At 60.3% G+C, this 26,617-nt stretch carries 28 protein-coding genes; 20 read left to right on the forward strand and 8 right to left on the reverse strand.

Going from position 1 to position 26,617, the window contains the following annotated elements; translation table 11 throughout:
* Positions 1-57: 57 nt before the first annotated feature.
* Genes ABWV64_RS01385 through dusB form a run of 3 tightly spaced genes read right to left on the reverse strand, consistent with a single transcriptional unit; the run spans position 58 to position 3,502 of the window.
* On the reverse strand, positions 58-1,428 hold the full coding sequence (locus ABWV64_RS01385) for a response regulator (protein ID WP_353342472.1): 1,371 nt from the start codon (positions 1,426-1,428) through the stop codon (positions 58-60).
* Positions 1,428-2,522 (reverse strand): two-component system sensor histidine kinase NtrB, encoded by a 1,095-nt coding sequence (locus ABWV64_RS01390; protein ID WP_353342474.1) that lies wholly within the window; start codon positions 2,520-2,522, stop codon positions 1,428-1,430. The genes ABWV64_RS01385 and ABWV64_RS01390 overlap by 1 nt, the downstream gene beginning before the upstream one ends.
* Positions 2,519-3,502: a tRNA dihydrouridine synthase DusB gene (gene dusB, locus ABWV64_RS01395; protein ID WP_502902586.1), complete on the reverse strand. Its 984-nt coding sequence runs from the start codon at positions 3,500-3,502 to the stop codon at positions 2,519-2,521. The genes ABWV64_RS01390 and dusB overlap by 4 nt, the downstream gene beginning before the upstream one ends.
* A 208-nt stretch (positions 3,503-3,710) precedes the next feature.
* Here dusB and ABWV64_RS01400 point away from each other — a divergent pair, with 208 nt between their 5' ends.
* The 4 genes from ABWV64_RS01400 to ABWV64_RS01415 all read left to right on the forward strand — a co-directional run bounded on the left by ABWV64_RS01400 (position 3,711) and on the right by ABWV64_RS01415 (position 7,304).
* The gene (locus tag ABWV64_RS01400) at positions 3,711-4,928 is read left to right on the forward strand and encodes a bifunctional 2-C-methyl-D-erythritol 4-phosphate cytidylyltransferase/2-C-methyl-D-erythritol 2,4-cyclodiphosphate synthase (protein ID WP_353342476.1); all 1,218 of its coding nucleotides are present in this window, start codon (positions 3,711-3,713) and stop codon (positions 4,926-4,928) included.
* Entirely contained in the window at positions 4,925-5,446 is a 522-nt protein-coding gene (locus ABWV64_RS01405; protein WP_353342477.1) for a phosphatidylglycerophosphatase A family protein, read from the forward strand. The genes ABWV64_RS01400 and ABWV64_RS01405 overlap by 4 nt, the downstream gene beginning before the upstream one ends.
* Positions 5,446-5,937 carry a CinA family protein gene (locus ABWV64_RS01410; protein ID WP_353342478.1) on the forward strand — a complete coding sequence of 164 codons (492 nt, stop codon included), beginning with the start codon at positions 5,446-5,448 and terminating at the stop codon, positions 5,935-5,937. The genes ABWV64_RS01405 and ABWV64_RS01410 overlap by 1 nt, the downstream gene beginning before the upstream one ends.
* A gap of 188 nt (positions 5,938-6,125) precedes the next feature.
* Positions 6,126-7,304 carry an ammonium transporter gene (locus ABWV64_RS01415; RefSeq protein ID WP_353342479.1) on the forward strand — a complete coding sequence of 393 codons (1,179 nt, stop codon included), beginning with the start codon at positions 6,126-6,128 and terminating at the stop codon, positions 7,302-7,304.
* Between the two features lie 108 nt (positions 7,305-7,412).
* On the opposite strand, the gene ABWV64_RS01420 is transcribed toward ABWV64_RS01415, so the two are convergent.
* Positions 7,413-7,871 (reverse strand): type II toxin-antitoxin system RatA family toxin, encoded by a 459-nt coding sequence (locus ABWV64_RS01420; RefSeq protein ID WP_353344450.1) that lies wholly within the window; start codon positions 7,869-7,871, stop codon positions 7,413-7,415.
* Positions 7,872-7,941: 70 nt separating this feature from the next.
* Between ABWV64_RS01420 and hpt the strand changes: the two genes are divergently transcribed.
* Together hpt and ABWV64_RS01430 are read left to right on the forward strand one after the other, a co-directional pair.
* Complete coding sequence (hpt, locus tag ABWV64_RS01425; RefSeq protein ID WP_353342480.1) at positions 7,942-8,502, forward strand: hypoxanthine phosphoribosyltransferase; 561 nt, start codon at positions 7,942-7,944, stop codon at positions 8,500-8,502.
* A gap of 12 nt (positions 8,503-8,514) precedes the next feature.
* Positions 8,515-8,697, forward strand: a complete 183-nt coding sequence (locus ABWV64_RS01430) for a hypothetical protein (RefSeq protein ID WP_353342482.1) — start codon at positions 8,515-8,517, stop codon at positions 8,695-8,697.
* Here the strand turns inward: ABWV64_RS01430 and lipA are convergent.
* Positions 8,694-9,653 (reverse strand): lipoyl synthase, encoded by a 960-nt coding sequence (gene lipA, locus ABWV64_RS01435; protein ID WP_353342483.1) that lies wholly within the window; start codon positions 9,651-9,653, stop codon positions 8,694-8,696. The genes ABWV64_RS01430 and lipA overlap by 4 nt on opposite strands.
* Positions 9,654-9,948: 295 nt before the next feature.
* Here lipA and ABWV64_RS01440 point away from each other — a divergent pair, with 295 nt between their 5' ends.
* Entirely contained in the window at positions 9,949-10,500 is a 552-nt protein-coding gene (locus ABWV64_RS01440) for a peroxiredoxin (protein WP_353342484.1), read from the forward strand.
* A gap of 71 nt (positions 10,501-10,571) precedes the next feature.
* Here ABWV64_RS01440 and ABWV64_RS01445 read toward each other — a convergent pair whose 3' ends face one another.
* Positions 10,572-11,495 carry a LysR substrate-binding domain-containing protein gene (locus tag ABWV64_RS01445; protein ID WP_353342485.1) on the reverse strand — a complete coding sequence of 308 codons (924 nt, stop codon included), beginning with the start codon at positions 11,493-11,495 and terminating at the stop codon, positions 10,572-10,574.
* Positions 11,496-11,594: 99 nt separating this feature from the next.
* Between ABWV64_RS01445 and ABWV64_RS01450 the strand changes: the two genes are divergently transcribed.
* The gene (locus ABWV64_RS01450) at positions 11,595-13,088 is read left to right on the forward strand and encodes a catalase (protein ID WP_353342486.1); all 1,494 of its coding nucleotides are present in this window, start codon (positions 11,595-11,597) and stop codon (positions 13,086-13,088) included.
* Between the two features lie 182 nt (positions 13,089-13,270).
* Complete coding sequence (locus ABWV64_RS01455) at positions 13,271-14,002, forward strand: VIT1/CCC1 transporter family protein (protein WP_353342488.1); 732 nt, start codon at positions 13,271-13,273, stop codon at positions 14,000-14,002.
* On the opposite strand, the gene ABWV64_RS01460 is transcribed toward ABWV64_RS01455, so the two are convergent.
* On the reverse strand, positions 13,999-14,859 hold the full coding sequence (locus ABWV64_RS01460; protein WP_353342489.1) for a DUF6456 domain-containing protein: 861 nt from the start codon (positions 14,857-14,859) through the stop codon (positions 13,999-14,001). The two genes, ABWV64_RS01455 and ABWV64_RS01460, sit on opposite strands and share 4 nt — an antisense overlap.
* 532 nt (positions 14,860-15,391) lie before the next feature.
* Between ABWV64_RS01460 and ABWV64_RS01465 the strand changes: the two genes are divergently transcribed.
* Together ABWV64_RS01465 and ABWV64_RS01470 are read left to right on the forward strand one after the other, a co-directional pair.
* Complete coding sequence (locus tag ABWV64_RS01465; RefSeq protein ID WP_353342490.1) at positions 15,392-15,679, forward strand: DUF6477 family protein; 288 nt, start codon at positions 15,392-15,394, stop codon at positions 15,677-15,679.
* A gap of 83 nt (positions 15,680-15,762) precedes the next feature.
* The gene (locus tag ABWV64_RS01470; protein WP_353342491.1) at positions 15,763-16,263 is read left to right on the forward strand and encodes a cupin domain-containing protein; all 501 of its coding nucleotides are present in this window, start codon (positions 15,763-15,765) and stop codon (positions 16,261-16,263) included.
* A gap of 54 nt (positions 16,264-16,317) precedes the next feature.
* Here ABWV64_RS01470 and ABWV64_RS01475 read toward each other — a convergent pair whose 3' ends face one another.
* Positions 16,318-17,865, reverse strand: coding sequence for a trimethylamine methyltransferase family protein (locus ABWV64_RS01475; RefSeq protein ID WP_353342493.1), 1,548 nt, complete (start codon positions 17,863-17,865; stop codon positions 16,318-16,320).
* Positions 17,866-18,061: 196 nt separating this feature from the next.
* On the opposite strand from ABWV64_RS01475, the gene guaA reads away from it, so the two are divergent.
* From guaA to ABWV64_RS01520, 9 genes are all read left to right on the forward strand, one after another.
* Positions 18,062-19,624 carry a glutamine-hydrolyzing GMP synthase gene (guaA, locus tag ABWV64_RS01480; RefSeq protein ID WP_353342494.1) on the forward strand — a complete coding sequence of 521 codons (1,563 nt, stop codon included), beginning with the start codon at positions 18,062-18,064 and terminating at the stop codon, positions 19,622-19,624.
* A gap of 151 nt (positions 19,625-19,775) precedes the next feature.
* Positions 19,776-20,693, forward strand: coding sequence for a DMT family transporter (locus ABWV64_RS01485; RefSeq protein ID WP_353342495.1), 918 nt, complete (start codon positions 19,776-19,778; stop codon positions 20,691-20,693).
* 114 nt (positions 20,694-20,807) lie between these two features.
* Complete coding sequence (locus tag ABWV64_RS01490; protein ID WP_353342497.1) at positions 20,808-21,764, forward strand: DMT family transporter; 957 nt, start codon at positions 20,808-20,810, stop codon at positions 21,762-21,764.
* A gap of 71 nt (positions 21,765-21,835) precedes the next feature.
* On the forward strand, positions 21,836-22,696 hold the full coding sequence (locus ABWV64_RS01495; RefSeq protein ID WP_353342498.1) for an ATPase: 861 nt from the start codon (positions 21,836-21,838) through the stop codon (positions 22,694-22,696).
* Positions 22,697-22,765: 69 nt separating this feature from the next.
* Positions 22,766-23,689 carry a homoserine O-succinyltransferase gene (locus ABWV64_RS01500; RefSeq protein WP_353342499.1) on the forward strand — a complete coding sequence of 308 codons (924 nt, stop codon included), beginning with the start codon at positions 22,766-22,768 and terminating at the stop codon, positions 23,687-23,689.
* The gene (locus ABWV64_RS01505) at positions 23,664-24,638 is read left to right on the forward strand and encodes an alpha/beta fold hydrolase (protein WP_353342501.1); all 975 of its coding nucleotides are present in this window, start codon (positions 23,664-23,666) and stop codon (positions 24,636-24,638) included. The genes ABWV64_RS01500 and ABWV64_RS01505 overlap by 26 nt, the downstream gene beginning before the upstream one ends.
* 70 nt (positions 24,639-24,708) lie before the next feature.
* Positions 24,709-25,578, forward strand: coding sequence for a polyphosphate kinase 2 (gene ppk2 / locus ABWV64_RS01510; protein ID WP_353342502.1), 870 nt, complete (start codon positions 24,709-24,711; stop codon positions 25,576-25,578).
* Complete coding sequence (locus tag ABWV64_RS01515) at positions 25,571-26,191, forward strand: TetR/AcrR family transcriptional regulator (RefSeq protein WP_353342503.1); 621 nt, start codon at positions 25,571-25,573, stop codon at positions 26,189-26,191. The genes ppk2 and ABWV64_RS01515 overlap by 8 nt, the downstream gene beginning before the upstream one ends.
* A gap of 91 nt (positions 26,192-26,282) precedes the next feature.
* Positions 26,283-26,606, forward strand: a complete 324-nt coding sequence (locus ABWV64_RS01520) for a hypothetical protein (RefSeq protein ID WP_353342504.1) — start codon at positions 26,283-26,285, stop codon at positions 26,604-26,606.
* Positions 26,607-26,617: the final 11 nt, after the last annotated feature.

Here is a 26,617-nt window from a genome sequence, read left to right on the forward strand (position 1 = left end):
CATATTTTGTGGTCCTCTAAAGGCGGAATGCCTTCGGGCCACTCTTATGTTGCCCTTTTACATCAACTTGCGGCGCCGTGTCACGCGAATATCGAGGTCTGTGATCTTCTTGCGCAAAGTATTGCGGTTGATCCCGAGCAAATCGGCACATTTAGCCTGATTTCCGCCGGTTGCATCCAATGCGATCTCGATCAAAGGCATTTCGACCTCGCGCAAAATCCGTGCATAGACGCCGGGCGGTGGCAACATATTGCCGTGCAAATCGAAGTAACGGCGCAAATGCCGCGCCACTGCGCCCGAGAGCTTTTCGGTATCGGCGCCGCCAAGCGCAGGCTCCAATTCCGGCTGATTGCCCAAAACCGCCTCGACCTCGCTGCGCGTGATCTCGTCGGTGCGCGCGGTCAAAACCAGACGCCGGATCGCATTCTCGAGCTGGCGCACATTCCCAGGCCAGCTATAGACCCGCATCAGTTCCAACGCGCCATCGGCAAAGCGCCGCGCCGCAGAGCCGTCACGCTCTGCGCGGGCCAGAAAATGCTCGGTCAGAAGCGGAATATCATCCACCCGCTCGCGCAGCGCAGGCACGTGGATCGAGGCCCCCGACAAACGGTAAAACAGGTCCTGACGCACCTTGCCGTCATCCATAGCGCGGCTCAAATCGCTCTGACTGGTGGCCATAAAGCGCGGGGTCGCATCGCCGCCCGCATCCATCATCCGCACGATACGCGCTTGAACTTCGCCGTCTATATCGCTGATTTCATCGAACAAAACCGTCCCACCCTTGGCGCGCGCCAAAACCTTTGAAGGGCCTTCAAGCTCGGACAGATCCGCCGCCGTCGCGGTGACAAAGGGCAAATTGCGCCGGTCCGAAAAATCATGGATCGCCCGCGCGATCAGAGATTTCCCCGTGCCGCTTTCGCCCGAAATCAGAACCGACAGATCGGTATTCATCACCTTGGCGACCAACCGGTAAAGCGCCTGCATCGCAGGGGTACGCCCGACCAGCGGCAATTCGTCAGGGCGCTCCTTCACCTCGATTTGCGAGGTGGGCGCCCCCGAGGTGCGCCGCACCTCCAAGGCCCGCGCCGTGCGCTTCATCAGATCGGGCAAATCAAACGGTTTGGGCAGGTAATCATAGGCCTCGGCCTCGGCGGCCTGAATGGCGGTCATGATGGTGTTTTGCGCCGAAATGACGATCACCGGCAGGCCCGGACGATCCTCGGCGATCTTCGGCAGCATCTCCAGACCATTGCCATCGGGCATCATCACATCGGAAATCACCACATCGCCTTTGCCCTCGGCCACCCAGCGCATCAAGGTGGTCAGCGAGGAGGTCGCATGCACCTTACATCCCGCGCGGGTCAGCGCTTGGGTCAAAACGGTGCGGATCGTGCGGTCGTCATCCGCGACAAGAACGGTGCCATCCATCAGGAGGTCTCCTCAAAGTTACGGGGGGCAAGGGGTAGAGAAATACGGAAAATCGTGCGGCTGGGTATGCTATCGACCGAAATCCATCCGTCATGGTCGGAGATGATCTTGCTCACCAGTGCGAGGCCCAAACCGGTGCCGTTTTCGCGCCCCGACACGAAGGGGTCGAAAATATCGCCCGCGATCTCTTTGGGCAATCCGGGACCATCGTCGATCACCTCGATCTGCAAGGGCAAAGAGACGCCGGTGCCATCGGCGCGGCGCAGGCGGAAACTATGCTCGTAATAGGTATGCAGGCGAATATTTCCGCCTTTCTTATCAGCGGCTTCCGAGGCGTTCTTAAGAAGGTTCAACACCACTTGCAAAAGCTGATCCGGATCGCCCGCCGCCGGCGGCAGCGACGGATCGTAATCCTCGGCGATCTTCATATGGGCGCCAAAGCCAAGCAAGGCAGAGCGGCGCGCGCGGTCCAAAACATCATGCACATTCACCGCTTTCATCCGCGGCTTGGAGAGATTTCCAAATTGCTCCACCTGCTCCAAAAGCCCGACAATCCGGCGGGTTTCCTCGACGATGAGATCGGTCAATTCCTGATCATCCTTGCTCAGCCCCATCGACAAAAGCTGCGCCGCGCCAGTGATCCCCGCCAGCGGGTTCTTGATCTCGTGGGCCAGCATCTCGGCCATGCCGATCGCTGATTTTGCGGCCGATTTCACCGAATGGTTTTGCGTCATCCGTCCCGCCAATTCGCGCGGAGAAATCAGGAACATCATCACCCCAGGCGCATCATTGAGCGGCGCGATCTGCAAATTACAATGCAGCGGTGCGCGCTCTCCGGTGCCGACATCCACATCATTGACGAAAAGCGGCGCGCTGTGATCACGCGCGCGGCCAAAGGCCTCCTCTATCTGCGCATCGATTGCCAGACGGTCCCACAACGGTTCACCGTGGATGCTTTTGGCCGAGGTGTTCAAAAACCCTTCGGCCGCAGGGTTGATATCGATGATCTTGTCATCTTGATCGACCAAAAGCGCCGGCACCGGAAGCGAGGCCCAAATTGCGCTATCGGCCTGAGTCTTCGACGGCGCTGTCATGCCGCATCCTTTCGCGCGCCGTCCACGGCCAGCGGGATCAAACGCAACACCTCGCTGCTGTCGCGGCAGGTCAGAACCTCGCGGCGCAAGGCTTTGGGCGTATTGGCCGCATCCATATACCACCCCAGATGTTTGCGCGCGGTGCGCAGGCCCAAATCGGCCCCGTAAAAGCTGAGCATTGACTCGTAATGTCCTGATATCATGTCTGAAAGAGCACTTCCTTGCGGCTTGCGCGGTGCTGGCGTGCCATAAATCTGGTGGGCCACTTCGGCCAAGAGCCAAGGCCGCCCCTGCGCGCCGCGCCCGATCATCACCCCATCAGCCCCCGAGGCCGCAAGCGCCGCCCGCGCCGAACCCGCATCAACAATGTCGCCATTGGCGATCACCGGAATATCGACCGTTTCCTTGACGGCGCGAATAGCGGCCCAATCGGCGCTGCCTTTGTAGAACTGGCATCTTGTGCGGCCATGGATCGTGATCATCCGAATGCCCGCAGCCTCGGCCCGCTTCGCCAGATCGGGCGCATTCATCAAATCCGCATCCCACCCCAGCCGCGTCTTGAGCGTCACGGGAAGCGCCACCGCCTCGACCACCGCCTCGATCAAATGCAAAGCATGGTCCAGATCGCGCAACAGCGCCGAGCCGGAATAGCCGTTCACCACCTTTTTGGCGGGGCAGCCCATGTTGATATCGATCACCCGCGCGCCGTTATCTTCGATCTGTTTCGCCGCGCGCGCCATCCATGTGGCCTCGCGCCCCGCGATTTGCACCGATGTGCCCTCGACGCCAAAGCCCAGTTCTGCCTTCTCGCGCACGCCCGGTTTGCCTTGGACCATCTCTTGGCTCGCCACCATTTCCGAGACGACCAACCCCGCCCCGAAAGAGGCCACAAGCGAGCGGAACGGCAGATCGGTGATCCCCGCCAGCGGTGCCAAAAGCACCGGCGGTGTGATCTTCATATCTCCCAAGTCGAGGGTCACGCGCTTAATCCTTGTGCAGTCTTGCGGCGGTCCCTTTTTGGCTACCCTAGGAATCGGGCACCGACAATGGCGCGCCCGCGCAAATCTGCTCTACAATCTGGCATGTGACTAATATTTAAGCAACGGAGCTCTGCACCGCAGATGATTGCCCTCAGAGGCGCGAGCGCTTATGGAGAGGCGCAAAGTCTTATGAGAGCCAAAACGCCCGATGCCAAGCCCCCTAGCCCCCTCGCGCCCGCCTCCTTGCGCGGCCCTGATCGTCGCCGCCGGACGCGGCGCGCGGGCGGGCGGCGCGATGCCAAAACAATGGCAACCTCTGCACGGCGCGCGGGTGATTGACCACACATTGGCGCGCTTTGAGGGCCATCAAGGCATCGACATGATCCAACTGGTTCTGCACCCCGATGATTTGACCCGCATTGCCCCGCGCGAGGGCCTGTCGGTATGTGCCGGCGGGGCGACGCGCGCCGCCTCCGTGCGCTTGGGGCTGGAGGCTCTGGCCGCCCTACCCGACAGATCGCGCCCCAGCCGCGTATTGATCCATGATGTGGCCCGCCCCTGCGTGAGCGATCAGGTGATTTGCGAGGTCCTAGACGCGCTCGGGCACAGCCCCGCCGCCGCGCCCGCTCTGCCCGTCACCGACGCGCTTTGGCGCGGCGAAAACGGCGCCGTGACCGGCCTTGCCGACCGCACGGGTCTTTACCGCGCGCAAACGCCGCAAGGCTTTGATTTTGATACCATCCTCAAGGCACACCAAAACAGCGCAGGCGATGCGGCCGATGACGTCGAGATCGCCCGCGCCGCAGGCATTGCCGTGACCATCACCCAAGGCAGCGACGACAATATCAAAATCACCCACCCCGAAGATTTCGCCCGCGCCGAAGCCATTTTGAGCCGCCGCGACCCCCAACCCGCAGGAGCCGCCATGACCGCCCCCCGCCCCTTTGATATCCGCCTTGGCAATGGCTATGACGTGCACCGCTTTATCGATGGGGATCACGTCATCCTTTGCGGTGTGCGCATCCCCCACACCCGCGCGCTCTTGGGCCATTCGGATGCGGATGTGGGCATGCATGCGGTGACCGATGCGATTTACGGCGCCTTGGCCATGGGCGACATCGGCCGCCATTTCCCGCCCTCCGATCCGCAATGGAAAGGCGCGGCGAGCGAGATTTTCTTGGCCCATGCCGGAAATTTGGCACGCGAAAAAGGGTTTGAGATCAGCAATATAGACTGCACTCTTATTTGCGAGCGACCCAAAATCGGCCCCCATGCCGAGGCGATGCAAACCGAGTTGGCGCGGATTTTGCAAATCGACGCCGCGCGCATCTCGGTCAAAGCCACCACTTCCGAGCGGCTCGGCTTTACCGGCCGCGAAGAAGGTATCGCCTCCATCGCAACAGCAACATTGGTGACCCCGCAATGACCGCCCCCCGCGCCCCCCATTCCACGCCTTTGAGCCACCTGATCGCCACCGCCGCTTTTGTCGGGCATCTGCGCCCCGCGCCCGGCACATGGGGATCGCTGGCCGCGCTGCCCTTGGCTTGGGCCATTCACACGCTGAGCGGTTTTGGCGGATTGGTGGTTGCCACGGCCGTGGTCTTTGCCGCCGGATGGTGGGCCACGGCGCGCGAAACCCGCGGCGCGGCGGATCACGATCCCTCCGAAATCGTGGTGGACGAGGTGGTCGGCCAGTGGATCGCGCTTTTCACCATTTCCTATGGCGCGCAATTCGCCGGTGTGGATATCCTCAAACTCTATCCAGGGTGGATCGCGGCGTTCTTGCTGTTCCGGCTGTTTGATATTACCAAATGGGGGCCGATCGGATGGGCCGACCGGCGCGGCGATGCGCTTGGCGTGATGCTCGACGATGTGATCGCAGGCGTATTTGCCGCGCTCGTCACCGCGGCTCTGGCCGCCATTGCACATGGGGTATTGATCTGATGATTGCTCAAGAGCTTGCCGCCCGCCTGTTGAAAGCCGCGACCGCCCGCGGCCAAAAAGTCGCCACGGCCGAAAGCTGCACCGGCGGTATGGTGGGCGCGGCAATCACCGATATAGCCGGATCCTCGGCCGTGTTTGACCGCGGGTTTTTGACCTATTCCAATGCTGCCAAACAAGAGATGCTCGGGGTTGAGGCCGCCACGCTGGAGGCCCATGGCGCGGTCTCCGAAGAGGCGGCGCGCGAGATGGCGGCGGGGGCTTTGGCGCGTTCCAAAGCCGATCTTGCCGTGGCGATCACTGGCATCGCCGGACCGGGCGGCAGCGAACATAAACCCGAAGGGCGCGTGTGCTTTGCGCTGGCCCAAACCGGCGCACCAACCCACAGCGAGACAACCGATTTCGGCCCGCTTGGCCGCCATGAGGTGCGACAGTTCTCGGTGCAAAATGCGCTAATGCTCTTGATCGAAGCGCTCGAAACAGGCGAGCCATAGGCATGACGGCCTCAAGTTTGCTCGGCGCGTAAATTGTAGGCAAGCGACCAAAATAAGCGCCCAACATTAAGGCAATTTGCAATTTGCTTAAATAAATAGCGCCCAATTCCCCGATTGCCCCTTTTCGCGCCGCCGCAAAAACGGTTTGAGCGCGCAAAACAAAATGACATCTACTATCGGAGGGACAGATGAACGCCGCAGATACCGCGTGGATTATGGTCGCAACAGCCCTTGTGCTGTTCATGACATTGCCAGGGCTTGCCCTGTTTTACGGCGGGCTGGTGCGCGCCCGCAACGTGCTCAGCGTCTTTATGCATTGCTATGCGATTGCCTGCTTGATGAGCGTGCTGTGGTTCGCCTTTGGCTATTCCATCGCCTTTGGTGAGGGCAATGCCTATTGGGGCGGGCTTGGCAAGATGTTCCTGAGCGGAATTGATGCCGATACGCTCTCGGGCAACCTGCCCGAAGTGCTGTTCTTTGCCTTCCAGATGACCTTTGCGATTATCACCCCCGCGCTCATCGTCGGTGCCTATGTCGAACGGATCGGTTTTGGCTTTGTGCTGCTGTTCTCGGCGCTTTGGATGCTTTTGTGCTATGCGCCCGTGACCCATTGGATTTGGGGCGGCGGATTTTTGGCCGATGGCGGTATTTTCGGCGAAACCGGCGTCAAGGATTTCGCCGGCGGCATCGTGGTCCACGAAACCGCGGGTCTGGCGGCGCTGCTGATCGCCGTCTGCCTTGGCCCGCGCCGCGACCACTCCAAACCGCCCCATTCGCCCGGCTTTGTGATGATCGGCGCGGCGATGCTTTGGGTCGGCTGGTTCGGCTTTAACGGCGGCTCGCAATTGGCCGCAGACGGCGGCGCGGCGATGGCCATCACCGTCACGCATATTTCGGCGGCCACGGCCTCGCTGACTTGGGCGATCTGGGAAAAGATCAAATTCGGCAAAGCCTCGCTCGTGGGCCTCGTGACCGGCACCATTGCGGGCCTTGCCTCGATCACCCCCGCATCGGGTTATGTCGGCCCTGTTGAAGCCTTGATCATCGGCGCCGTCGCGGGCGTCTTGTGCCAAGAGGCGGTAAACCTGATCCGCAACAAGCTCAAGATCGACGACACATTGGACGTCTTTGCGGTCCACGGCGTTGGCGGTATCTTTGGCACCATCATGATTGCCGCCTTCGGCATCGGCTCTTGGGCGGCGCAGCTTGGCGCATTGGCCATCGTCGGCGCCTTCACCATTGTCGTGACCTATGTCTTGATCAAACTGGTCGGTCTGGTCACCCCCCTGCGCGTCGATGCAGAGACCGAAACCTCCGGCCTCGACCTCATCGTGCATGGCGAACGCGCCTACGATCACGCCTCGTAAGGGCCTCGGCATAAACGACAAAAGGCCCTCGCAGCGATGCGGGGGCCTTTTTCGTTCGGGGCTGCGCGCCTGCGGCAGCCTGCGCCACCGAGCGCGGGAAAACCGGCGTTACGCGCTGCCGTAAAGCGCCGCCGCACGGCGTTCAAAGGCCCGCACGATCCGTTGCATTGCCTCGTTGAACACCACACCAATGATCCCTTGCAAAATCGCATTCTTGAACTCGAAATCGACGAAAAACGTCACATCGCAGCCACCACCTGTATCGGCAAAGGCCCAATTGGATTTCATATATTTGAACGGCCCGTCGAGATATTCGGTATCGACCTTTTTCTGCTCGGGATAAAGCACCACGCGGCTGCCGAAGCGTTCACGGAAGACCTTGAAGGAGATTACCAAATCCGCCTCCATCACCTCGGCGGCAGGGTTTTCGGCCAAAGGCGCGCGCGAGCGGATGCGCGCGGCGGCGCACCACGGCAAAAACTGCGGATAGGCCCCGACATCGGCCACCAGATCATACATCTGCTGGGCGCTATAGGGCAAAAAACGGGTCTCGGAATGGGTCGGCATATCTTTGGGTTTTCGCGTGACTTGGGCCTCCCATGTCGTAGAATAGGCACGGAAATTCAAGGGGAAAGACATGCCAACGCGACCCTATGTCATAGATCAGATGATCTCGGCCAAAGCCATTGCCGCGCGGATCGAGGCCCTGTGCCGCGAGATAGAGGCCGAATTTGGCGGCACGCGAAAACTGGTCGTTGTCGGGCTTTTGCGCGGCTCATTTGTCTTTATCGCCGATCTGGTGCGCGAATTGCACCTGCCGGTCGAGGTCGATTTCCTTGAGGCCTCCTCTTATGGCAACGAGATGAAATCAAGCAGAGAAGTGCGCATTCTCAAAGACTTGCGCGGCGAAATCGCCGATCGCGATGTCTTGGTCGTCGAGGACATCATCGACACCGGCCACACGATGACCCATGTCACCCATCTGCTTGAAAGCCGCCACCCCGCGCGGCTCAAAACCATCGCGCTGTTGGACAAACCCAGCCGCCGCGAGGTGCCCTTCAAGGCCGATTGGACCGGATTTGAAATCCCTGACGAGTTTGTCGTCGGTTACGGCATCGATTTTGCACAGCGCAACCGCAACCTGCCCTATATCGGAAAAGTGCGGTTTGTGGATGAAGACAGCGGCGCAAATGACTGATAAGGCGACAGAATGCTGAACATTCGCCATCTGATGCGCATGGCCAAATGGGCGCGCCGCCCGCCGTCGATGCGGCAGGTGAAAATCGGCGCGGCGATTTTGGCGCTCTGTTTTGCCATTTTCGCGGTGGAGTATTTCATCGGCTGGCCGGAGGCGCTGACCATGGAGCGCGCCCCGAAATACAAGCCGAATTAAGCTTTGCCCAGCTTTGCAAACCGCGCGTCGCGCAGTTTTGCAAAGTCGTCCCCCGCGTGATAGCTTGACCGCGTCAAAGGCGAGGCAGAGACCATCAAGAAGCCTTTGCCAAAGGCGGCTTTTTCATAGGCGGCAAATTCATCGGGATGCACGAAACGGTCCACCGCATGGTGCTTCGGCGTCGGCTGCAAATATTGCCCGATGGTCAGGAAATCGATATCCGCCGCGCGCATGTCTTCCATCACCTGCATGACCGCTTGGCGGTCCTCGCCCAGCCCCACCATGATGCCCGATTTGGTGAACATCGTCGGGTCCAATTCCTTGACCCGCTGCAGCAGACGCAGCGAATGGAAATAGCGCGCACCGGGGCGCACTTCAGGGTAAAGCCCTGGCACCGTTTCCAAATTATGGTTGAACACATCGGGGCGCGCCGCGACGACGACCTCCAAGGCCTCGGGACCGCAGCGGATGAAATCCGGCGTTAGAACCTCAATCGTGGTCTCGGGGCTGCGGTGGCGAATGGCGCGGATGGTTTGGGCAAAATGCTGCGCCCCGCCGTCCTCGATATCGTCGCGGTCCACCGAGGTCACAACAACGTGGTTGAGCCCCAATTTGGCGACCGCATCGGCCACGCGGCCCGGCTCGAAGACATCAAGATCTTCGGGCGGCTTACCGGTGGCGATGTTGCAAAACGTGCAGGCGCGGGTGCAGACCTCGCCCATGATCATCATCGTCGCATGGCCTTGGGACCAGCATTCGCCCGCATTGGGGCATCCCGCCTCTTCGCAAACCGTCACCAGCTTATGCTCGCGCATGATGTCGCGGGTTTGTTTATAGCCTTCCGACGTCGGCGCCTTGACCCTGATCCAATCAGGCTTGCGCGGCTGCGGATTGTCGGGGCGGCGCGCCTTTTCAGGGTGGCGCTGCTCGGGGATTTTCAGATCACGCGGCGACATGGGCTGCTCCTTACTGTTGCCATCCATATACGCCCGCTTTGGGTTGCTGTCCAATGAAGAGCCGCGCATCTGGCGCATGGCAGCCCTTCCGCTGGCGCGGAGTTTCCTTTCAAATCGGCCTATTTACCATGCAATGCGCCGCGCCCTGCCCGCGCCGCACTCTGTCTGGCGGATTTTCTTCGCGATTGCAGCATTTAACGCTGCAGCTGCATTGAAGCCATGATTAGAATCACTCTAAACCAGCCGCGAGCTATTCTTGCCTGCTGCTGCGGGCGTTCATCAAGGAGCAGATATTATGATTGCCGGAGCAAAACTTCCCGCCGTGACCTTCCACACCCGTGTGCGTGACGAATCCGTCGGCGGGCCGAACCCGTTTCGTTGGCAGGACATGACCACCGCCGATTATTTCGCGGGCAAGCGCGTGATCCTCTTCTCGCTGCCTGGTGCGTTTACACCGACTTGCTCGACCTACCAACTGCCCGGTTTCGAAGATAATTTCGAGAAATTCCAAGAGATGGGCATCGATGAAATCTACTGCATGTCGGTCAACGACAGCTTTGTGATGAACAAATGGGCCGAGGCCCAAGGCATCAAGAATGTCAAAGTCATCCCTGACGGATCGGGCGAATTTACCCGCCGCGCTGGCATGTTGGTGCGCAAGGATAACCTCGGATTTGGCCTGCGCTCGTGGCGCTATGCCGCCGTCGTCAACGATGGCACCGTTGAGGCGTGGTTCGAAGAGCCGGGCCTGTGCGACAACCACGGCGAAGACCCCTACGGCGAAAGCTCGCCGGAGAACGTGATGAAATATCTGGAAAACAAAGGCGCGGCGGTCGCTGCCGAATAGTTGGACCGTTCGGTCTAGCCCCTAGATGGTGATGCGCCGCCCGCTACGATCCTCGTGGCGGGCGGTTTGCTCTAAAGGGTACTTCGGCACTTCGCCGTCAGCCCCTCACCGACCTGCGCCAAGAGCGCGCTCAATTCCGCAAACCAGACGTCCGATCCGCTGCCGCGCCTTCGGAACAGGGCGATTTTGCGCGACGGCTCTGGCGCAGAAAACCGCATCAACTCCATTTTGGGTGCCGACAGGCATTCAGAGAGCGCCGCGATTTCCGGCATCAGCGTCAAACCAAAGCCCGCCTCGACCAAGCGCGACAATGTCGCCAAGGAGGAGGCGCCGGTGTTGATCTGCCCCGCGCCGCGCCCGCAGACCTCCAGCGCCTGATCGGTCAAGCAATGACCATCCTCTAGCAACATCAATTGCGACGGCTCCAAAGCCTTGGGGCGCAACGCTTCGGCCTTGGCACCCAAAGCCGCAAGTCGCGCCGCGGATCCCGCCAGCAAGAACCGGTCCTCAAAGAGCGGCGCGACCTCGAGCGCCGCAACCTCGAGCGGCAAGGCCATGACCGCCGCGTCCAATGTGCCGTCCAAAAGCTGCGCGACCAAGCGTTCGGTCTTGCCCTCAAATACCTTCACGTCCAGCGACAAATCATGCGCGCGAAGCCGCGCCAAGGCCTCGGGCAACAGATATGGCGCGACGGTCGGAATCACCCCTAGGCGCAATTCGCCCGACAATCCCCCGCGCCAGCGCGCCATCTGGACCAATCGGTCTACTTCCTCCAAGGTTTTTTCTGCTTGGCTCAAAATCTGCCGCCCGAAGGGTGTTAGCACCACGTCACGCGCGTGGCGCTCGACCAAAGCCGCGCCCAATTGCGCCTCCAGATCACGGATTTGCACCGAAAGCGCGGGCTGCGAGACATGCACCGCCTGCGCCGCGCGGCCAAAATTTCTCTCGGCCGCCAAGGCCTTAAAGTAGGTGAGTTGGCGCAATGTGATATTCATAACCAATTCCTATCAATTGCAGAGGAATTTGCAATTGGAGCTTATAATAAAACCCGCGTCATATGGCGCCAACGCAACCCAAATCGGAGCTAGCCACAGATGAGCAAACGCCTGACCACCACCGCCGGAGCCCCCGTCACCAGCAATGCCAACAGCCAAACCGCCGGAGCCCGCGGGCCGGTCTTGTTGCAAGATTATCAATTGGTTGAAAAGCTCGCCCATCAAAACCGCGAGCGCATCCCCGAGCGCGTGGTCCACGCCAAAGGCTGGGGCCTTGAGGGCAAATTCACCGTCACCCATGACATCACCAAATACACCTGCGCCAAGGTCTTCAAACCCGGTGCGGTGACGGATGTTCTGTCGCGTTGGTCCACCGTGGCGGGCGAATTGGGCGCCGCCGACGCCGAACGCGATGTGCGCGGCTTTAGCCTGAAATTCTACACCGAGGATGGCAATTGGGACGTGGTGGGCAATAACACTCCGGTGTTTTTCTTGCGCGATGCGATGAAATTCCCCGATTTCATCCGGACCCAAAAACGCCACCCGAAAACCAACCTGCGCAGCCCCGAAGCGATGTTTGATTTTTGGGCCGCACAGCCTGAATGCATCCATCAGGTGACGATTCTCATGTCCGACCGCGGCATCCCCGTGAACCCGATGCGCATGAACGGATATGGCAGCCACACTTTCAGCTTGTGGAACGAAAAGGGCGAGCGCTACTGGGTGAAATTCCACTTCAAAACCCAACAAGGCCACGCCCATTACACCAATGGCGAAGCAGAAGACCTGATCGGCAAAACCCGCGAGAGCTATCAAGAGGACCTCGTGAACGCGATCAATGGCGGCGATTTCCCGAAATGGACGCTCTACATTCAGGTCATGCCCGAGGCCGATGCAGGCAAACAGGCCTATAACCCGTTTGATCTGACCAAGGTCTGGCCGCATGGCGATTACCCGCTCATCGAAGTGGGCGAGCTGGAGATGAACAAGATCCCCGAAAACTATTTCCAGATGGTCGAAAACGCCGCTTTCAGCCCGTCCAATGTGGTGCCAGGCATCGGGTTCAGCCCCGACAAAATGCTGCAAGGCCGTATCTTCTCCTATGCCGATGCGCACCGTTACCGGCTTGGCACCCATTACGAGGCCCTGCCCGCGAATGCGCCCAAAGCCGCCGAAATACAGCATTACCACAAAGACGGCACGATGCGCTTTTTCACCAATGATTTCGGCAATCCCGATGCCTATTACGAGCCAAACCAATATGACGGCCCGACCGCCCAGCCGGAGTTTGTCGAACCGCCCCTGCGCATCGACGGCGATGCGGACCGCTATGCGGTCGAGGACAGCGATGCCGATTACGTTCAGCCGCGCGCCTTGTTCAACATGTTCGACGACGGGCAAAAGCAGCGTTTGTTCAATAACTTCGCGGCGGCGATGGGCCCGTGCTCGCAACCGGTCAAGGAACGTTGGTATGCGGTGCTCGAACGGGTGCATCCCGACTATGCCACCGGCGTGCGCGCGGCGAATGAGGCGCAAGCCAGCGATGTCAACGCGGTGCCGGTGACGAATGACACGCCGGTTCCCAAGGGATAACTATCGGGTAAAATCAGCACTAGACCGAACGGTCTAATGCGCCGAGAGGCCGCAAGGGCACCCACCCTTGCGGCCTTTTTTCTTGCCCGCGCAATAAACCGCAGTTGCGAGTCGCTCTCGGTTGCACCTCGCGCTCCATCGCCTAAAACTTGCGTGCATCAGGTAAAGCCAAGGAGCCCGAAATGACCATTGATTGGACCGCGCACCGGCGCGAAGCGCATTCCCTCGGCCGCACACAGGAATTTCTCAAGCAAATCATCTATGGCGGCAATGACGGGATCGTCACAACCTTTGCCATTGTCGCGGGTTTTGCGGGGGCTGCCTCCGATGGGGCGGGGCAAATCGGTGCGGTGGCGGTCTTGGTCTTCGGTCTGGCCAACCTCTTTGCCGATGCGGTCTCGATGGGGTTGGGCGAGTTCCTCTCCACCCGCTCGCAACATGACCTCTACCGCACGCGGCGCAGCAGCGAGTTGCGTGAGATCGCCGAAAATCCGGCGCAAGAGCGGTTTGAGATGGTCCATATCCTGCGCCAGCGCGGATTGCCCGACAATGAGGCCGAAACCACGGCCGATATCATGCTGCGCCATCCTGATATGATGGCCGATCTGATGATGACATATGAATTCGGCATGCATGATCCGGCCGAGGAAAACCCTGCGATCAACGGCTTCGTCACGTTTTGCAGCTTTGTGGTGTTTGGCGCCGTGCCTTTGGTGCCCTACTTCATCTCCGAGCCGACCCCCGCCACCTTCATCCACTCGGTGATGACGACGGCAGGGGCCTTGATTGCGCTGGGTTTGCTCAGATGGAACGCCACGGGCGAGCCGTTGCACCGTTCGGTGGGCGAAACCGTCTTGGTCGGGACGGTTTGCGCCGTGGTGGCCTATGGCGTCGGGATGCTGGTCGGCGGTTAACCGATCAAAGCGCCCGCGTCGCCAAGGTCATCATAGTGCCGCTTGAGCCGTTGTAGCGCGATGCGCAGCACGATCTTGCCCGAGCGGGCGGACCAGCCCATGCGCTTTTCGGCGGCTTCCAGCCCCTCAAGATAGCAGCAGCACCGCAGCGCCACATCGCCAAGCCCCGGGCCGAGATCTTTGAGCGCCCCCATCACACGGGCCTTTGCCGCCTCCGAGCCGCCGCTGCCCATGCTCGCGCCCTGCCCGCTTTGAACGCCGCCGGTCAGGAAACGCTCCCAATCTTGGGTCACGCGCTGGCCCATTTGGGCCAGTTCGAAATCCTCGCGCAAACGCTCGCCTGCGCGCACCAGAGCATCCTCCAAAAACGGGGTGCCATCCTTGTCGCGACGCCGCGCCAAAGCCACCAGCGGGCTCTCCCCCAGATTGTAGCGCACCCGCCGCGGCTTGCCCTCTTCTTCGGGCATATCATCGCGCGTCTCGCCCCAAGGCAATTGCGCCGCCTCGAACGGCGCCTGCGCCTCGGCAAAGCCAGTCGCGGCGTTTTCGGCATTGGCCATCAGATGCCCCAGCGCGTTACGCCCCGCCGCCGTGATATGATAGCGCGAGATACGCCCTTGGGTCTTGCAGGCGATCCAGTCCTTCAAAGCCATCGCTTGCGCCACATTGCGGTCTACAACCGCCGTGCGCGTGGTGCGCCCGTCATCCGTGTCGCGCACGACCACGGCTTTGTCCATTTCGCTCGCCACCGCCAAAACGGCTCCGCTCTCGCACAAACGTCGCAAGATCCGGCGCCCTTCGCTGGCCAGCAATTCCTCGCTCGGCGCCGCGTCTTCGCAGATCACATCTTCCTTCATTGCAACGGCTTCCTTTTCATTAAAACCGGGGTTTGAGGAAAAATGAATGCGCCCGAGAGACCGCAAGGCTTCGTCTACCAAAAGGTCGTCACGCAGGTTTTCGAACCGCCTAATCTGTCGCAAAACCGTTGATGCGTGGCAGCCTTCAGCGCGCGCGAGCGCGCGGATAGACAGGCCCGCCTCCGTATGTTTGAGGTAGCGTTTCGCCGCCTGCGGCACCCAAGCCGGCATTGTTGCCGTGTTGTGCTTGGTGGATGCTGTCGTCTCCAGCATAATTCATCCCCTATTATTCTGGAAAATAGTGGCCTGTGGGTTATCCCCAGCTTTATCCACAACCTAAAGCTTAATTGGTTACCCACTGGTTAATATTTTCACGATCTTCATCATTGTTGATAAAAGATAAATAATTTCAAAGGCTCCGAACGCTCAAACCGCCCCAACGCAACACCCGCTTAAGTTGTGCAAGAGTTTTCCCATCACGTCGCACCAAATGACGCATCAGACGTCCGCGACCCTAAGAATGGGAAGACCAATGCAAGATATCCTCACAATGCTGAACGCCCTGCGCCGCCCGCGCCTTTTGATCCGCGCAGCGCGCATCGGGATGGAAGACTATCGCCGCGACCACCATCTGCGCCGGCTTTTGGGACATGGAAACGTGCCGCGCAGCGGGCCGGCCTTGCTGCGCCTGATGGAGCTGGAGGCCGATCTTGACGACATGCGCCGCCAAAGCAACGCCTCCTATTCCGTGGTCAAACACGTTGATCTGCTTATCGCTATGATGGGCGAGGCACAGATACTGCGCGGCACCGCCAGCTAAGCCTGCCCGCACATGTCTCGGGGTGGATACCTTTCCGCCCCGAGACCCGCTATGATGGCGCCATTCCCAACCGGAGGCCCATCATGAGCGACCGTAACGACCCCGCAGGCTACCTCATCCGCGCCGAAGAGATCGCGGCAATGGAGGGACTGGCGAAGACCCATTTCCTCAACCCGAATGCCAAACGCATCAACAAATCCCTCGGCGATGCCACGGGGCTGACAGGGATCGGCGTGCATCTGATCGAGGTCGAACCCGGTGATGAGACCACCGAACACCACATGCATTATCACGAGGACGAAGCCCTCTATATCTTGAGCGGCACCGCAACGGCGCGCACCGGTGATCACGAAGAGACGGTCGGCGCAGGCGATTTTCTGGGCTACCGCAAAGGCGGGCTGGCCCATTCCTTGGTCAATACCGGCACACAGACCCTACGCTGCCTCGTGATCGGCCAAAGGCTTCCCCATGACGTGGGAGACTACCCCAATCTGGGCAAACGCATCTACCGGCAAGAGGGCCTGCCGTGGAACCTTGTCGACATAAATGACATCACCGAGCCGCAAGGCGCTGGCAAGAAGTAGCCAACGAGAAGCCCCGCACGAAGCGGGGCCCTCGAACGTCATCATCATCCGGCCTTAGGTAAAGGCATCGGGCATCGAGGCTTTCTTTTCAGCCACATAGGCCTCAAGCCGCGCCTTGATGTCGGGGTCGAGCGGCGGCGGCGTATAGTCGCGCAAGAGCTTTTCCACCCGCGCGGCGGCGAGGCTTTGCGTATCACGCGCGCCATCATCGATCCACGTCTCGAAGGGCTTATAATCAAGCAGATCAGAGCGCCAAAAGGCCTGTTTGAAGTTCGCCTGCGTATGGGCACAGCCAAGAAAATGCCCCCCCGGTCCGACCTCGCGCAGCGCATCGAGCGCCTGTGCATTCTCGTCCACGGCCACGCCTTCGGCCATCTTGTGCAGCGCGCCCAATTGGTCCGCATCCATCACGAATTTCTCGAAACTCGCCACCAATCCGCCCTCGAGCCAGCCGCAGGCGTGCAGCATGAAATTCACCCCGCCCATTAGCGCCGCGTTGAGCGTATTGGCGCTCTCGTAGGCAGCTTGCGCATCGGGCAGTTTCGAGCCGCACAGTCCCCCGCCCGAACGGAACGGCAAATTCATCCGCCGCGCCAATTGCCCCGCGCCGTAAAGGATCTGACTGGCTTCGGGCGTGCCAAAGGTCGGCGCGCCGCTGTTCATATCGATCGAGGTTACGAATGTGCCGAAGATCACCGGCGCACCGGGGCGGATCAACTGGCTATAGGCAATACCGACCATAACCTCGGCCAGAACCTGCGTCAGCGTGCCCGCCACGGAAACCGGCGCCATCGCGCCGCCGACGATAAAGGGCGAAATAATTGCCGCTTGGTTGTTGCGCGCATAGACCTCCAGCGCCCCCATCATCGTCTCGTCAAAGGTCAGCGGCGAGTTGATGTTGATCAGCGAGGTCATCACCGTGTTTTGCTGGACAAACTCTTTGCCAAAAAGAATCTCGCACATCTCGACGCTGTCTTGGGCGCGGCTCGGTTCGGTGACCGATCCCATAAACGGCTTATCCGACATGGTCATATGGGCCAAAAGCATATCCAAATGCCGCTTGTTGACCGCCACATCAGTCGGCTCGCAGACCGTGCCGCCCGAATGGTGCAGGTATTTCGACATATAGCCGAGTTTCACGAATTTCTCGAAATCCGCCATGGTTGCATAGCGCCGACCGCCTTCGAGGTCGCGCACGAAAGGCGGGCCGTAAACCGGAGCGGTGACCAAATTTTTCCCGCCGATGACGACGTTGCGGTCGGGGTTGCGGGCGTGTTGGGTGAACTGCGCCGGTGCGGTTTTGCACAAATCGCGCACCATGCCGCGCGGGAATCGCACCCGCTCGCCTTGCACATCGGCGCCCGCTGCGCGCCAGCGCTCCAATGAGGCCGGATTGCCGGTAAAATTCACCCCGATTTCTTCAAGCACCAATTCCGCATTGGCCTCGATGATCGCCAAAGCCGCCTCGTCCAACACCTCGAAATTCGGGATCTTGCGCTCGATATACTTGGCGCATTCGATCCGCACGGCGGTGCGCTCGGCGCGCCGCGCTGCGCCGCCGCCGCCTCTTGTCCGTCTGCTCGGTGCTGCTGCTTCGGTCATAGAGTGATTCTCCCCTTACATGCGCAAATCTGCGATCTTCTTGCCCTTTCTAGCGCCAATGCCCCCGCATGAAGCGGTGGTTTTGCGCCCTATCCGAGGCGAAAGCGACATGAACCCTCGCCGCCACGATCGAAAACCATGCCTTGAGCGGCCGCGCCCTCTTGCGCGCGCGCGCGCCGCGTCCTATTGCCAAAGCATGATCCAGACATCCCATGACCGCCTTCTTATCATTGACTTCGGCTCTCAGGTGACCCAGCTGATCGCGCGCCGCCTGCGCGAGTTGAATGTCTATTGCGAAATCCACCCCTACCAGAACGTGACCGACGCGTTTCTGACCGAATTTGCGCCCAAAGCCGTGATTTTCTCCGGCGGCCCCGCATCGGTCATCGACGAGGGATCGCCGCGCCCGCCCGCCAGCGTGTTCGAGCTTGGCGTGCCAATCCTTGGCATTTGCTACGGCCAGCAGGTGATGATGCATATGCTCGGCGGCAAGGTCGAGCGCGGCCACGGCACCGCCGAATTCGGCCGCGCCTACGTCACGCCCTCGGACGAGCGCATTGATTTGCTCAGCGGCTGGTTCCTCGAAGGGCGCGAGCAGGTCTGGATGAGCCACGGCGATCACGTCTCGGCCATTGCCCCCGGTTTTGAGGTCTACGGCACCTCGCCCAATGCGCCCTTTGCGATCACCGCAGATACATCGCGCAATTTCTTTGCGGTGCAATTTCACCCCGAAGTACACCACACGCCCAATGGCGCAACGCTTTACGAGAATTTCATCAAACTGGCAGGCTTTACCGGCGATTGGACCATGGACGCCTACCGCGAACAGGCCATCGCTGCGATCCGCGAACAGGTCGGCGACAAAAAGGTCATCTGCGCCCTCTCCGGCGGCGTCGACAGCTCGGTCACCGCGATTTTGCTGCATGAGGCGATTGGCGATCAGCTGACCTGTGTCTTTGTCGATCACGGGCTTTTGCGCCTCAATGAGGCAGGCGAAGTCGTAAAGATGTTCCGCGAGAGCTATAATCTCAACCTGATCCATGCTGACGAAAGCGATCTCTTCCTTGGCAAGCTTGAGGGCGTTTCGGACCCTGAAACCAAGCGCAAGATCATCGGCGGGCTGTTCATCGACGTGTTCCAGAAATACGCCAATGATATCGAGGGCGCCGAGTTTCTCGCCCAAGGCACGCTTTATCCCGATGTCATTGAATCGGTGAGCTTTTCCGGCGGTCCTTCGGTGACGATCAAATCGCACCATAATGTCGGCGGCCTGCCCGAGAAAATGGGCCTCAAGCTGGTCGAGCCCTTGCGCGAGCTGTTCAAAGACGAGGTGCGCTCCTTGGGGCACGAGCTTGGCCTGCCCGCCTCGTTCATCGGCCGCCACCCCTTCCCCGGTCCCGGCCTCGCGATCCGCTGCCCTGGCGAGATCACCCGCGAGAAGCTGGCGATTTTGCAGCAAGCCGATGCAGTCTACATCGACCAGATTCGCAAACACGGGCTTTACGACGAGATCTGGCAAGCCTTCGCCGCCATCTTGCCGATGCGCACCGTGGGCGTGATGGGCGACGGGCGCACCTATGATTATGCGCTGGCGCTGCGCGCGGTGACATCGGTGGACGGGATGACTGCGGATTATTACCCGTTCACCCATGAGTTCTTGGGCGAAACCATGACCCGCATCATCAATGAGGTCAAAGGCGTGAACCGCGTCTTCTACGACGTTACATCCAAACCGCCCGGCACCATTGAGTTGGAATAGACCGATCGGTCCAACCGAATATCTATGCCCCGTAGCCTATTGGTTTCGGGGCATTTTTATAATTGATCGGCCGCGCGGCGCTGCCGCGCCTTGCCCTTCTCCATGATTGCGGCTTAGCTGCGCGCAAATACCCCTCTTGCCGGATATCGCAATGACAAACACCGCTCCTTCACAGACCACAGGCCCGCAAATCTTGCGCGCGGCGATGTGGATGTCCGGCGCCATTGCCTCCTTCTCTCTTATGGCCGTCGCGGGCCGCCTGCTTGGGCCGCAGCACGACACATTCGAGATCATGACCTATCGCAGCCTCGTCGGTTTTGTCATTGTCTGCGCCCTGCTCACCGCCCGCAATATGTGGGGGCAGATCACCACCCATCGCCTTGGGCTGCACCTGATCCGCAACCTTGCGCATTTCACCGGCCAGAACCTGTGGTTCTTTGCGGTGGCCATCACCCCTTTGGCGCAGGTCTTTGCGCTGGAGTTTACCACGCCGCTTTGGGTGATCCTGCTCTCGCCGCTGTTCTTGGGCGAGCGGTTCACGGCGGTCAAACTGCTGTCGGTGCTCATTGGCCTAACCGGCATCTGGCAAGTGACCCAAGTCGGAAATCTTTTGGAACTGTCATCTGTGCTCCAAGGCGGCACCGGTCTGGCCGCGGCGGCGGCGTCTGCCATTTTCTTCGCAACAACAATCATTTGCACCAAGAAGCTCACCGGAAATATCACCGTGGCCTGTATCCTGTTCTACCTCACCGGCATGCAGGTGCTCTTTGGTTTGGGCGCGGGTCTCATGGACGGGCAAATGGCCCTGCCCACAGCATCGAGCGCACCTTGGCTGGTGCTGGTCGGCTGCGCGGGGCTGATGGCGCATTACTGCCTGACCAATGCGCTCAAAACCGCGCCCGCAACTGTGGTCGCCCCGCTCGACTTCATTCGCCTTCCGGTGATCGCATTCGTGGGGCTTGTCATGTTCAACGAATCTCTGACGTTGTCCCTTGTCTATGGGGCCGCGCTGATTTTTGCCGCCAATTATATCAACATCTGGTTTGAAACTCACCGAAAGCCCGCTTGAGGCGCCATGCGCCATGCGCCCGAACGCGCGCCCGAGGCTGCGGCCCTATCAAATCGTCTGCGGGGCGCATGATCGCGATTGCCTTCGCCGCGCGCTGCGCCCACTACTGACCCCATGAGCACAAAATCCACCGCCCGCGCCCCGACCGCGCAAATCACCGCCTCGCCCCGCGCATGGGCGGAACTCATGCTGCTTGCGATGATTTGGGGCGTCTCTTTCCTGTGCAACGCGGTGGTTTTGCGCGAAGTCGGCTTTGTCACCATCGTGGCCTTTCGCGTCGGCGGGGCGGCTTTGGTGCTTTGGGCCTATGTGCTGTGGCGCGGGCTCAAAGTCCCGCGCGGGGTCCGCATTTGGGGGGCATTTGCCGTCATGGGGTTTTTGAACAATGCATTGCCCTTCACCCTCATCACCTTCGGGCAACAACATATCCCCTCAGGCTTGAGCGCCATTTTGAACAGCACCACCGCCGTTTTCGGCATCCTCATCGCCGCCATCGTTTTCGCCGACGAGCGCCTGACCTCGCGCAAGATTATCGGCGTCAGCCTCGGGTTTCTGGGCGCGGCCACGGCGATCGGGTTGGATGCGATCCACGCCTTTGACATCACCTCTGTGGCGCAACTCGCCTTGATCGGCGCGGCCATCGGGTATGGTCTTTCGGGCGCTTGGGCGCGGGCGAAGCTGACCGGAATGCCGCCGCAAATCGCCTCTGCGGGCATGCTCACCTGCTCCAGCGCGATGATGATCCCTTTTGCGCTTTGGGCCGAGGGCCTGCCCAGCCTCGACTATAGCGCCGCCACTTGGGGCGGGTTGTTTTATCTGGCGGTGCTGGCAACGGCGGGGGCCTATTTGCTCTACTACCGCATCGCCGCTTCGGCGGGGGTTGGCAACCTGCTCTTGGTCACGCTTCTGGTCGCGCCGATTGCGATCTTGCTCGGCGCAGTGATCTTGGGCGAAAGCCTCGCGCCGAACGCCTATTTCGGCTTTGCGCTTTTGGCCATCGGCCTGTTGATCATCGACGGGCGGATTTTGCGCTACCTGCGCGCGGCAAGCCACAATCGCCCCACCAAATAACCCGCGTCCCGCGTAGGGTTTGACCCCCCTGCCAACGCGCGATAGCAAAGCGGCAGATAAGGGACCGCAAGATGATCTATAAATCCGCGAAAGACTGGCGCGCTGCCAAACATAAAAAAGTGCTGTTTTTCGGCATGTCCGGCCTTGGCAAGACCCATGTGTCCAATGTCCTGCGCGGCAGCGGCGCGTGGTTCCATTACAGCGTCGATTACCGCATCGGCACCCGCTATATGGGCGAATATATTGCCGATAACGCCAAGCTCGAGGCGATGAAAAACCCGTTTTTGCGCGATCTGCTGATGTCGGATTCGATCTATATCGGCTCCAATATCACCTTTGACAATCTCGCGCCGGTCTCTTCCTATCTGGGCAAACCTGGTGATCCGGCCAAGGGCGGGCTGCCCTACGGCGAATATTGCCGCCGTCAGGCACAATTCCGCAGCGCCGAGATCGCAGCGCTTTTTGACACGGCCGCCTTTATCACCCGTGCCAATGCGCTGTACGGATATCCGCATTTTGTCTGTGACACCGGCGGGTCGATTTGCGAATGGGTGGATGTGGACGATCCCGCCGATCCGGTGCTTTGCGCGCTGGAATCCGAGGCATTGATGGTCTGGATCAAGGGCAGCGAGGCCCATACCGCCGAATTGGTGCGCCGCTTCGACAAAGCCCCCAAACCGATGTCCTACCAGCCCGAATTTTTGGATCGCACTTGGGCCGAATACCTGCAAAACAACGGCTGCGCCCCCGAAGAGGTCGATCCCGATGCCTTCATCCGCTGGACCTATGCGCAGGCCTTGGCGCACCGCCAGCCGCGCTATGAGAAAATGGCGCGCCGCGGCGTGACCGTCACCGCCGACGAGATCAGCGGCGTGACAAGCGAGGCCGATGTCGTAGAGGTGATCGCCGCCGCCCTAGACCGAACAGTCTAGCCGCCCTATATCAACAGACCAGCCAGATTTCGCACCCCAGACCCGCGACGTTTCCAAGGACCCCGCCCCATGCCGATCAAAATCCCTGCCGACCTGCCCGCCTATGACGTGCTCACGCGCGAAGGCGTATCGGTCATGACCGAGGACCAAGCGGCACGCCAAGACATCCGGCCGCTGCGCATCGGGCTGTTGAACCTGATGCCTAAGAAAATCCAGACCGAGAACCAGTTTGCGCGCCTGATCGGCGCCACACCGTTGCAGATCGATCTGACCCTTATCCGCATGAGCGAACATGAGGCGCGCAACACCACCGCCGAACATATGGAGAGCTTTTACCACGCCTTTTCCGATATTCGCGCCTCGGGCCAGAAATTTGACGGTTTCATCATCACCGGCGCCCCTATCGAGCACCTGCCCTTTGGCGAGGTGACCTATTGGGACGAGCTATGCGACGTCTTCGAATGGACGCAAACCCATGTGCATTCGACCATCGGCGTGTGTTGGGGCGGCATGGCGATGATCAATTATTTCCACGGCGTGCCCAAACATATGCTTGATATCAAGGCCTTGGGCTGTTGGCGTCATGACAATCTTTCGCCCGCCTCGCCCTATCTGCGCGGATTTTCCGACGATTGCATCATCCCTGTCTCGCGCTGGACCGAAATCTTGCAAGACGACGTCGATGCCGTCGGCGGTTTGTTCACGCTTTTGGGCAGCAAAGAGGTCGGCCCCTGTATGGTCGAAGACCCCAGCCACCGCGCGCTCTATGTCTTTAACCATCTCGAATATGACAGCGACACGATCAAACAAGAATATGACCGCGATGTCGCCGAGGGCAAACCCATAGAGGTGCCGGTGAATTATTACCCCGACGGCGATCCACGGCAAAAACCGCGCAACCGCTGGCGCAGCCATGCGCATCTTCTTTATGGCAACTGGATCAACGAAATCTATCAAACCACCCCTTATGACATTGAAAAAATTGGCCTATAGCATTGCGATCTTCGCCGCCGTGATCGGCGCGGTCAGCGCCGTCACCTTGACGCGCGCCGCCCGAAACGAGGCGCGTGCGCAGGCGGCTTTCCCGCCCGAAGGGCAAATCCTTGAGGTCAACGGCACCGCGCTGCATGTGGTCGAGATGGGGCCAGATGACGGCGTGCCGGTCGTGCTCATCCATGGCGCATCGGGCAACACCCGCGATTTCACCCAAGGCTTTGCCCAAGAACTGGCCAAAACCCACCGCGTGCTGGTCTTTGACCGCCCCGGGCTTGGCTATAGCGATCCGATTGGTCCCAAGGGCGGCAGTCTCGCGGCGCAGGCCGCGCTATTGCAGGCCGCATCTGCGCAATTGGGCGCGACTAGACCGATCGTTCTAGGGCAATCCTACGGCGGCGCGGTGGCTCTGGCTTGGGCGGTGCACCATCCCGACAACATCCGTGCGCTTGTGCCGGTCGCGGCCGCCTCCAATCCGTGGAGCACGGGGCTATCGACCTATTACAAATTCCTGTCGCATCCGATTGTGGGGCCGGTCGTCATCCCCCTGCTGACCGCTTTTGTCGATGATGCACGGGTCGAGCGCGAACTCGATGCAATCTTTGCCCCGCAAAAGCCGCCAGCACGCTACGGCAAGCATATCGGCGCAGGTCTCACATTGCGCCGCACCAGCCTGCGCGCCAATGCCTTGCAACGCGCGGCGATCTTGGACGAGATCGAGGCGATTCATACGCGCTATGGCGAGGTCCAAGTGCCCGTCGAAATCATCCACGGCACCGCCGATGATACGGTGCCAATCGAAGTGCATTCCGACAAGCTGGTCGCGCAAATCCCCAATGCACGGTTGCAAAAACTGGACGGCATCGGCCATATGCCCCACCACGCCGCGCAAGAGGCAGTTCTGGCTGCGGTGGAGCGCGCGGCCAAGCGCGCCGCGCAACGCGAATGAGCCCGCGCCGCCATGATTGCGCATCCCTCTTGCCCTTGCCATACTGGCCCAAGATTTAAAGGAGAGGCACATGGATTTGCCCTTTGATGGCGCGATCAGCGCCTTTTACAAAACCGGCGCGCCCGACCCCATCCGCAATGCCATTCGCCGCAGCGACAAAGACGATATCCTCAGCCCCGATTACCCCCATTCCGAACGCATGAAGCGCCGCGCCTATGAGGCGGAGATGAAAGCTTTGCAAATCGAAATGGTGAAGTTGCAAAGTTGGGCCAAAGACAGCGGCGCCCGTATCGCCATCGTGTTCGAGGGACGCGACGCCGCCGGAAAAGGCGGCACGATCAAACGCTTGCGCGAAAATCTTAATCCTCGCGGCGCGCGGGTCGTTGCCCTGTCCAAGCCCAGCGAAACCGAAATGACCCAATGGTATTTCCAACGCTATATCGATCATCTGCCCTCGGGCGGCGAAATCGTCGCCTTTGACCGCAGCTGGTATAACCGCGGCGTGGTCGAACATGTGTTCGGCTTTTGCACCCCCGATCAGCGCGAGCATTTCTTCCACCAAACCCCCGATTTCGAACGGATGCTCGTCGATGAGGGCATCCACCTTGTGAAAATCTGGCTCAATGTCGGGCGCGCCGAACAATTGCGCCGTTTTCTTGAACGCGAAAGCGACCCGTTGAAACATTGGAAGCTGAGCTGGATTGACGTCGAAGGCCTCAAGAAATGGGAGGACTACAGCGCCGCCATTCGCGAAACATTCGCGCGGACCCATACGGCGCATAGCCCGTGGCATGTGATCCGCTCTGACGACAAACGCCGCGCGCGGCTGGCGGCGCTGCGCCTGCTTTTGTCGGGCATTGACTACGCCCATAAGGACGAAAAAGCCCTCGCGGCGCTCGACCCCAAGATTTGCGGGGGGCCCGATATCTGGGATGCCTAAAAAGCGCGGATATCACCATGGCAATCTGCGTCAGGCTTTGGTCGAGGCGGCGCTCGGGCTGATCGAGGCCAAAGGGCCGACCGGATTTACCCTCTCTGAAGCGGCCAAACAGGCGGGGGTCACCCCTGCCGCCGTCTATCGCCATTTCGAAGGGCGCGAGGACCTCATCGCCGAGGCCGCCAAGCAAGGCTATGAAATCTTTGCCGATGTCATGCAATATGCTTTCGACAGCGGCCAGCCCTCGGCTCTGGCGGCCTTCGAGGCGACAGGGCGCGCCTATCTGGCCTTTGCGCGCAAATACCCCGGCCATTATATCTCGATGTTCGAAAGCGGCATCTCGGTAAATCGCACGCCCGAACTGGCCGCCGCGTCCACCCGCGCGCGCGGCGTCATGGAGCGCGCCGCGCAAGAGCTGTCCCAACATATCCCGCCCGACAAACGCCCCCCCGCCGCGATGTTCTCGGCCCATATCTGGGCGATGTCCCACGGTGTGGTCGAGCTTTTCGCCCGCAACAGCCCCGGCAGCCAAAGCCCCTTCCCGCCCGAAGACCTGCTGGAAAGCGGCATCGGCATCTATTTGCGCGGGCTGGGATTGATCGCGCCGGACAGCTGAGGGCGGCACTCATTGCAGGCGCGGCACCGTCTCTGCATCTGCATATTTGTATCTGCTCGCATTGAAAATTTAAGCCGTCCTTAAGCCACACATGACATCTACCTTGCTCAAAGGTGGTGCCATGCGGTTTGTCTTGTTCCTCTCTGTCTGGGTTTTGTCTCTCGGGATCGCGCCTGCGATGCTGTTGCTCCAACCTGCACCCGCGCAGGGGGTGGTCATGGTATTGCACAGCCCTTGGACAGATGGCGCGCGTCTGGTCGAAACGGCAGGCGGACGCCCGATCGGCGTGCTGCAGGCCCCGATGGCAACCATGGCCGACGGCGGCCCCGATTTTATCGCCTCTGTGCGACGTGCCGGAGCATGGGGGGTAAGCGATGCCCGTCTCATTGCCCAAATTTGCGGAGTAAACCTATGATAATGAGTAAA

The sequence above is a fragment of the Litorivita sp. NS0012-18 genome, assembly GCF_040371945.1.
In the GTDB taxonomy this organism is placed as follows: domain Bacteria; phylum Pseudomonadota; class Alphaproteobacteria; order Rhodobacterales; family Rhodobacteraceae; genus Litorivita.

Coding starts and splice junctions, on each gene's coding strand:
- ABWV64_RS01385 (WP_353342472.1), bottom strand. CDS start 1,428: ATGGATGGCACCGTTCTTGTCGCGGATGACGACCGCACGATCCGCACC.
- ABWV64_RS01390 (WP_353342474.1), bottom strand. CDS start 2,522: ATGACAGCGCCGTCGAAGACTCAGGCCGATAGCGCAATTTGGGCCTCG.
- ABWV64_RS01400 (WP_353342476.1), top strand. CDS start 3,711: ATGCCAAGCCCCCTAGCCCCCTCGCGCCCGCCTCCTTGCGCGGCCCTG.
- ABWV64_RS01405 (WP_353342477.1), top strand. CDS start 4,925: ATGACCGCCCCCCGCGCCCCCCATTCCACGCCTTTGAGCCACCTGATC.
- ABWV64_RS01410 (WP_353342478.1), top strand. CDS start 5,446: ATGATTGCTCAAGAGCTTGCCGCCCGCCTGTTGAAAGCCGCGACCGCC.
- ABWV64_RS01415 (WP_353342479.1), top strand. CDS start 6,126: ATGAACGCCGCAGATACCGCGTGGATTATGGTCGCAACAGCCCTTGTG.
- ABWV64_RS01420 (WP_353344450.1), bottom strand. CDS start 7,871: ATGCCGACCCATTCCGAGACCCGTTTTTTGCCCTATAGCGCCCAGCAG.
- hpt (WP_353342480.1), top strand. CDS start 7,942: ATGCCAACGCGACCCTATGTCATAGATCAGATGATCTCGGCCAAAGCC.
- ABWV64_RS01430 (WP_353342482.1), top strand. CDS start 8,515: ATGCTGAACATTCGCCATCTGATGCGCATGGCCAAATGGGCGCGCCGC.
- lipA (WP_353342483.1), bottom strand. CDS start 9,653: ATGTCGCCGCGTGATCTGAAAATCCCCGAGCAGCGCCACCCTGAAAAG.
- ABWV64_RS01440 (WP_353342484.1), top strand. CDS start 9,949: ATGATTGCCGGAGCAAAACTTCCCGCCGTGACCTTCCACACCCGTGTG.
- ABWV64_RS01445 (WP_353342485.1), bottom strand. CDS start 11,495: ATGAATATCACATTGCGCCAACTCACCTACTTTAAGGCCTTGGCGGCC.
- ABWV64_RS01450 (WP_353342486.1), top strand. CDS start 11,595: ATGAGCAAACGCCTGACCACCACCGCCGGAGCCCCCGTCACCAGCAAT.
- ABWV64_RS01455 (WP_353342488.1), top strand. CDS start 13,271: ATGACCATTGATTGGACCGCGCACCGGCGCGAAGCGCATTCCCTCGGC.
- ABWV64_RS01460 (WP_353342489.1), bottom strand. CDS start 14,859: ATGAAGGAAGATGTGATCTGCGAAGACGCGGCGCCGAGCGAGGAATTG.
- ABWV64_RS01465 (WP_353342490.1), top strand. CDS start 15,392: ATGCAAGATATCCTCACAATGCTGAACGCCCTGCGCCGCCCGCGCCTT.
- ABWV64_RS01470 (WP_353342491.1), top strand. CDS start 15,763: ATGAGCGACCGTAACGACCCCGCAGGCTACCTCATCCGCGCCGAAGAG.
- ABWV64_RS01475 (WP_353342493.1), bottom strand. CDS start 17,865: ATGACCGAAGCAGCAGCACCGAGCAGACGGACAAGAGGCGGCGGCGGC.
- guaA (WP_353342494.1), top strand. CDS start 18,062: ATGATCCAGACATCCCATGACCGCCTTCTTATCATTGACTTCGGCTCT.
- ABWV64_RS01485 (WP_353342495.1), top strand. CDS start 19,776: ATGACAAACACCGCTCCTTCACAGACCACAGGCCCGCAAATCTTGCGC.
- ABWV64_RS01490 (WP_353342497.1), top strand. CDS start 20,808: ATGAGCACAAAATCCACCGCCCGCGCCCCGACCGCGCAAATCACCGCC.
- ABWV64_RS01495 (WP_353342498.1), top strand. CDS start 21,836: ATGATCTATAAATCCGCGAAAGACTGGCGCGCTGCCAAACATAAAAAA.
- ABWV64_RS01500 (WP_353342499.1), top strand. CDS start 22,766: ATGCCGATCAAAATCCCTGCCGACCTGCCCGCCTATGACGTGCTCACG.
- ABWV64_RS01505 (WP_353342501.1), top strand. CDS start 23,664: ATGACATTGAAAAAATTGGCCTATAGCATTGCGATCTTCGCCGCCGTG.
- ppk2 (WP_353342502.1), top strand. CDS start 24,709: ATGGATTTGCCCTTTGATGGCGCGATCAGCGCCTTTTACAAAACCGGC.
- ABWV64_RS01515 (WP_353342503.1), top strand. CDS start 25,571: ATGCCTAAAAAGCGCGGATATCACCATGGCAATCTGCGTCAGGCTTTG.
- ABWV64_RS01520 (WP_353342504.1), top strand. CDS start 26,283: ATGACATCTACCTTGCTCAAAGGTGGTGCCATGCGGTTTGTCTTGTTC.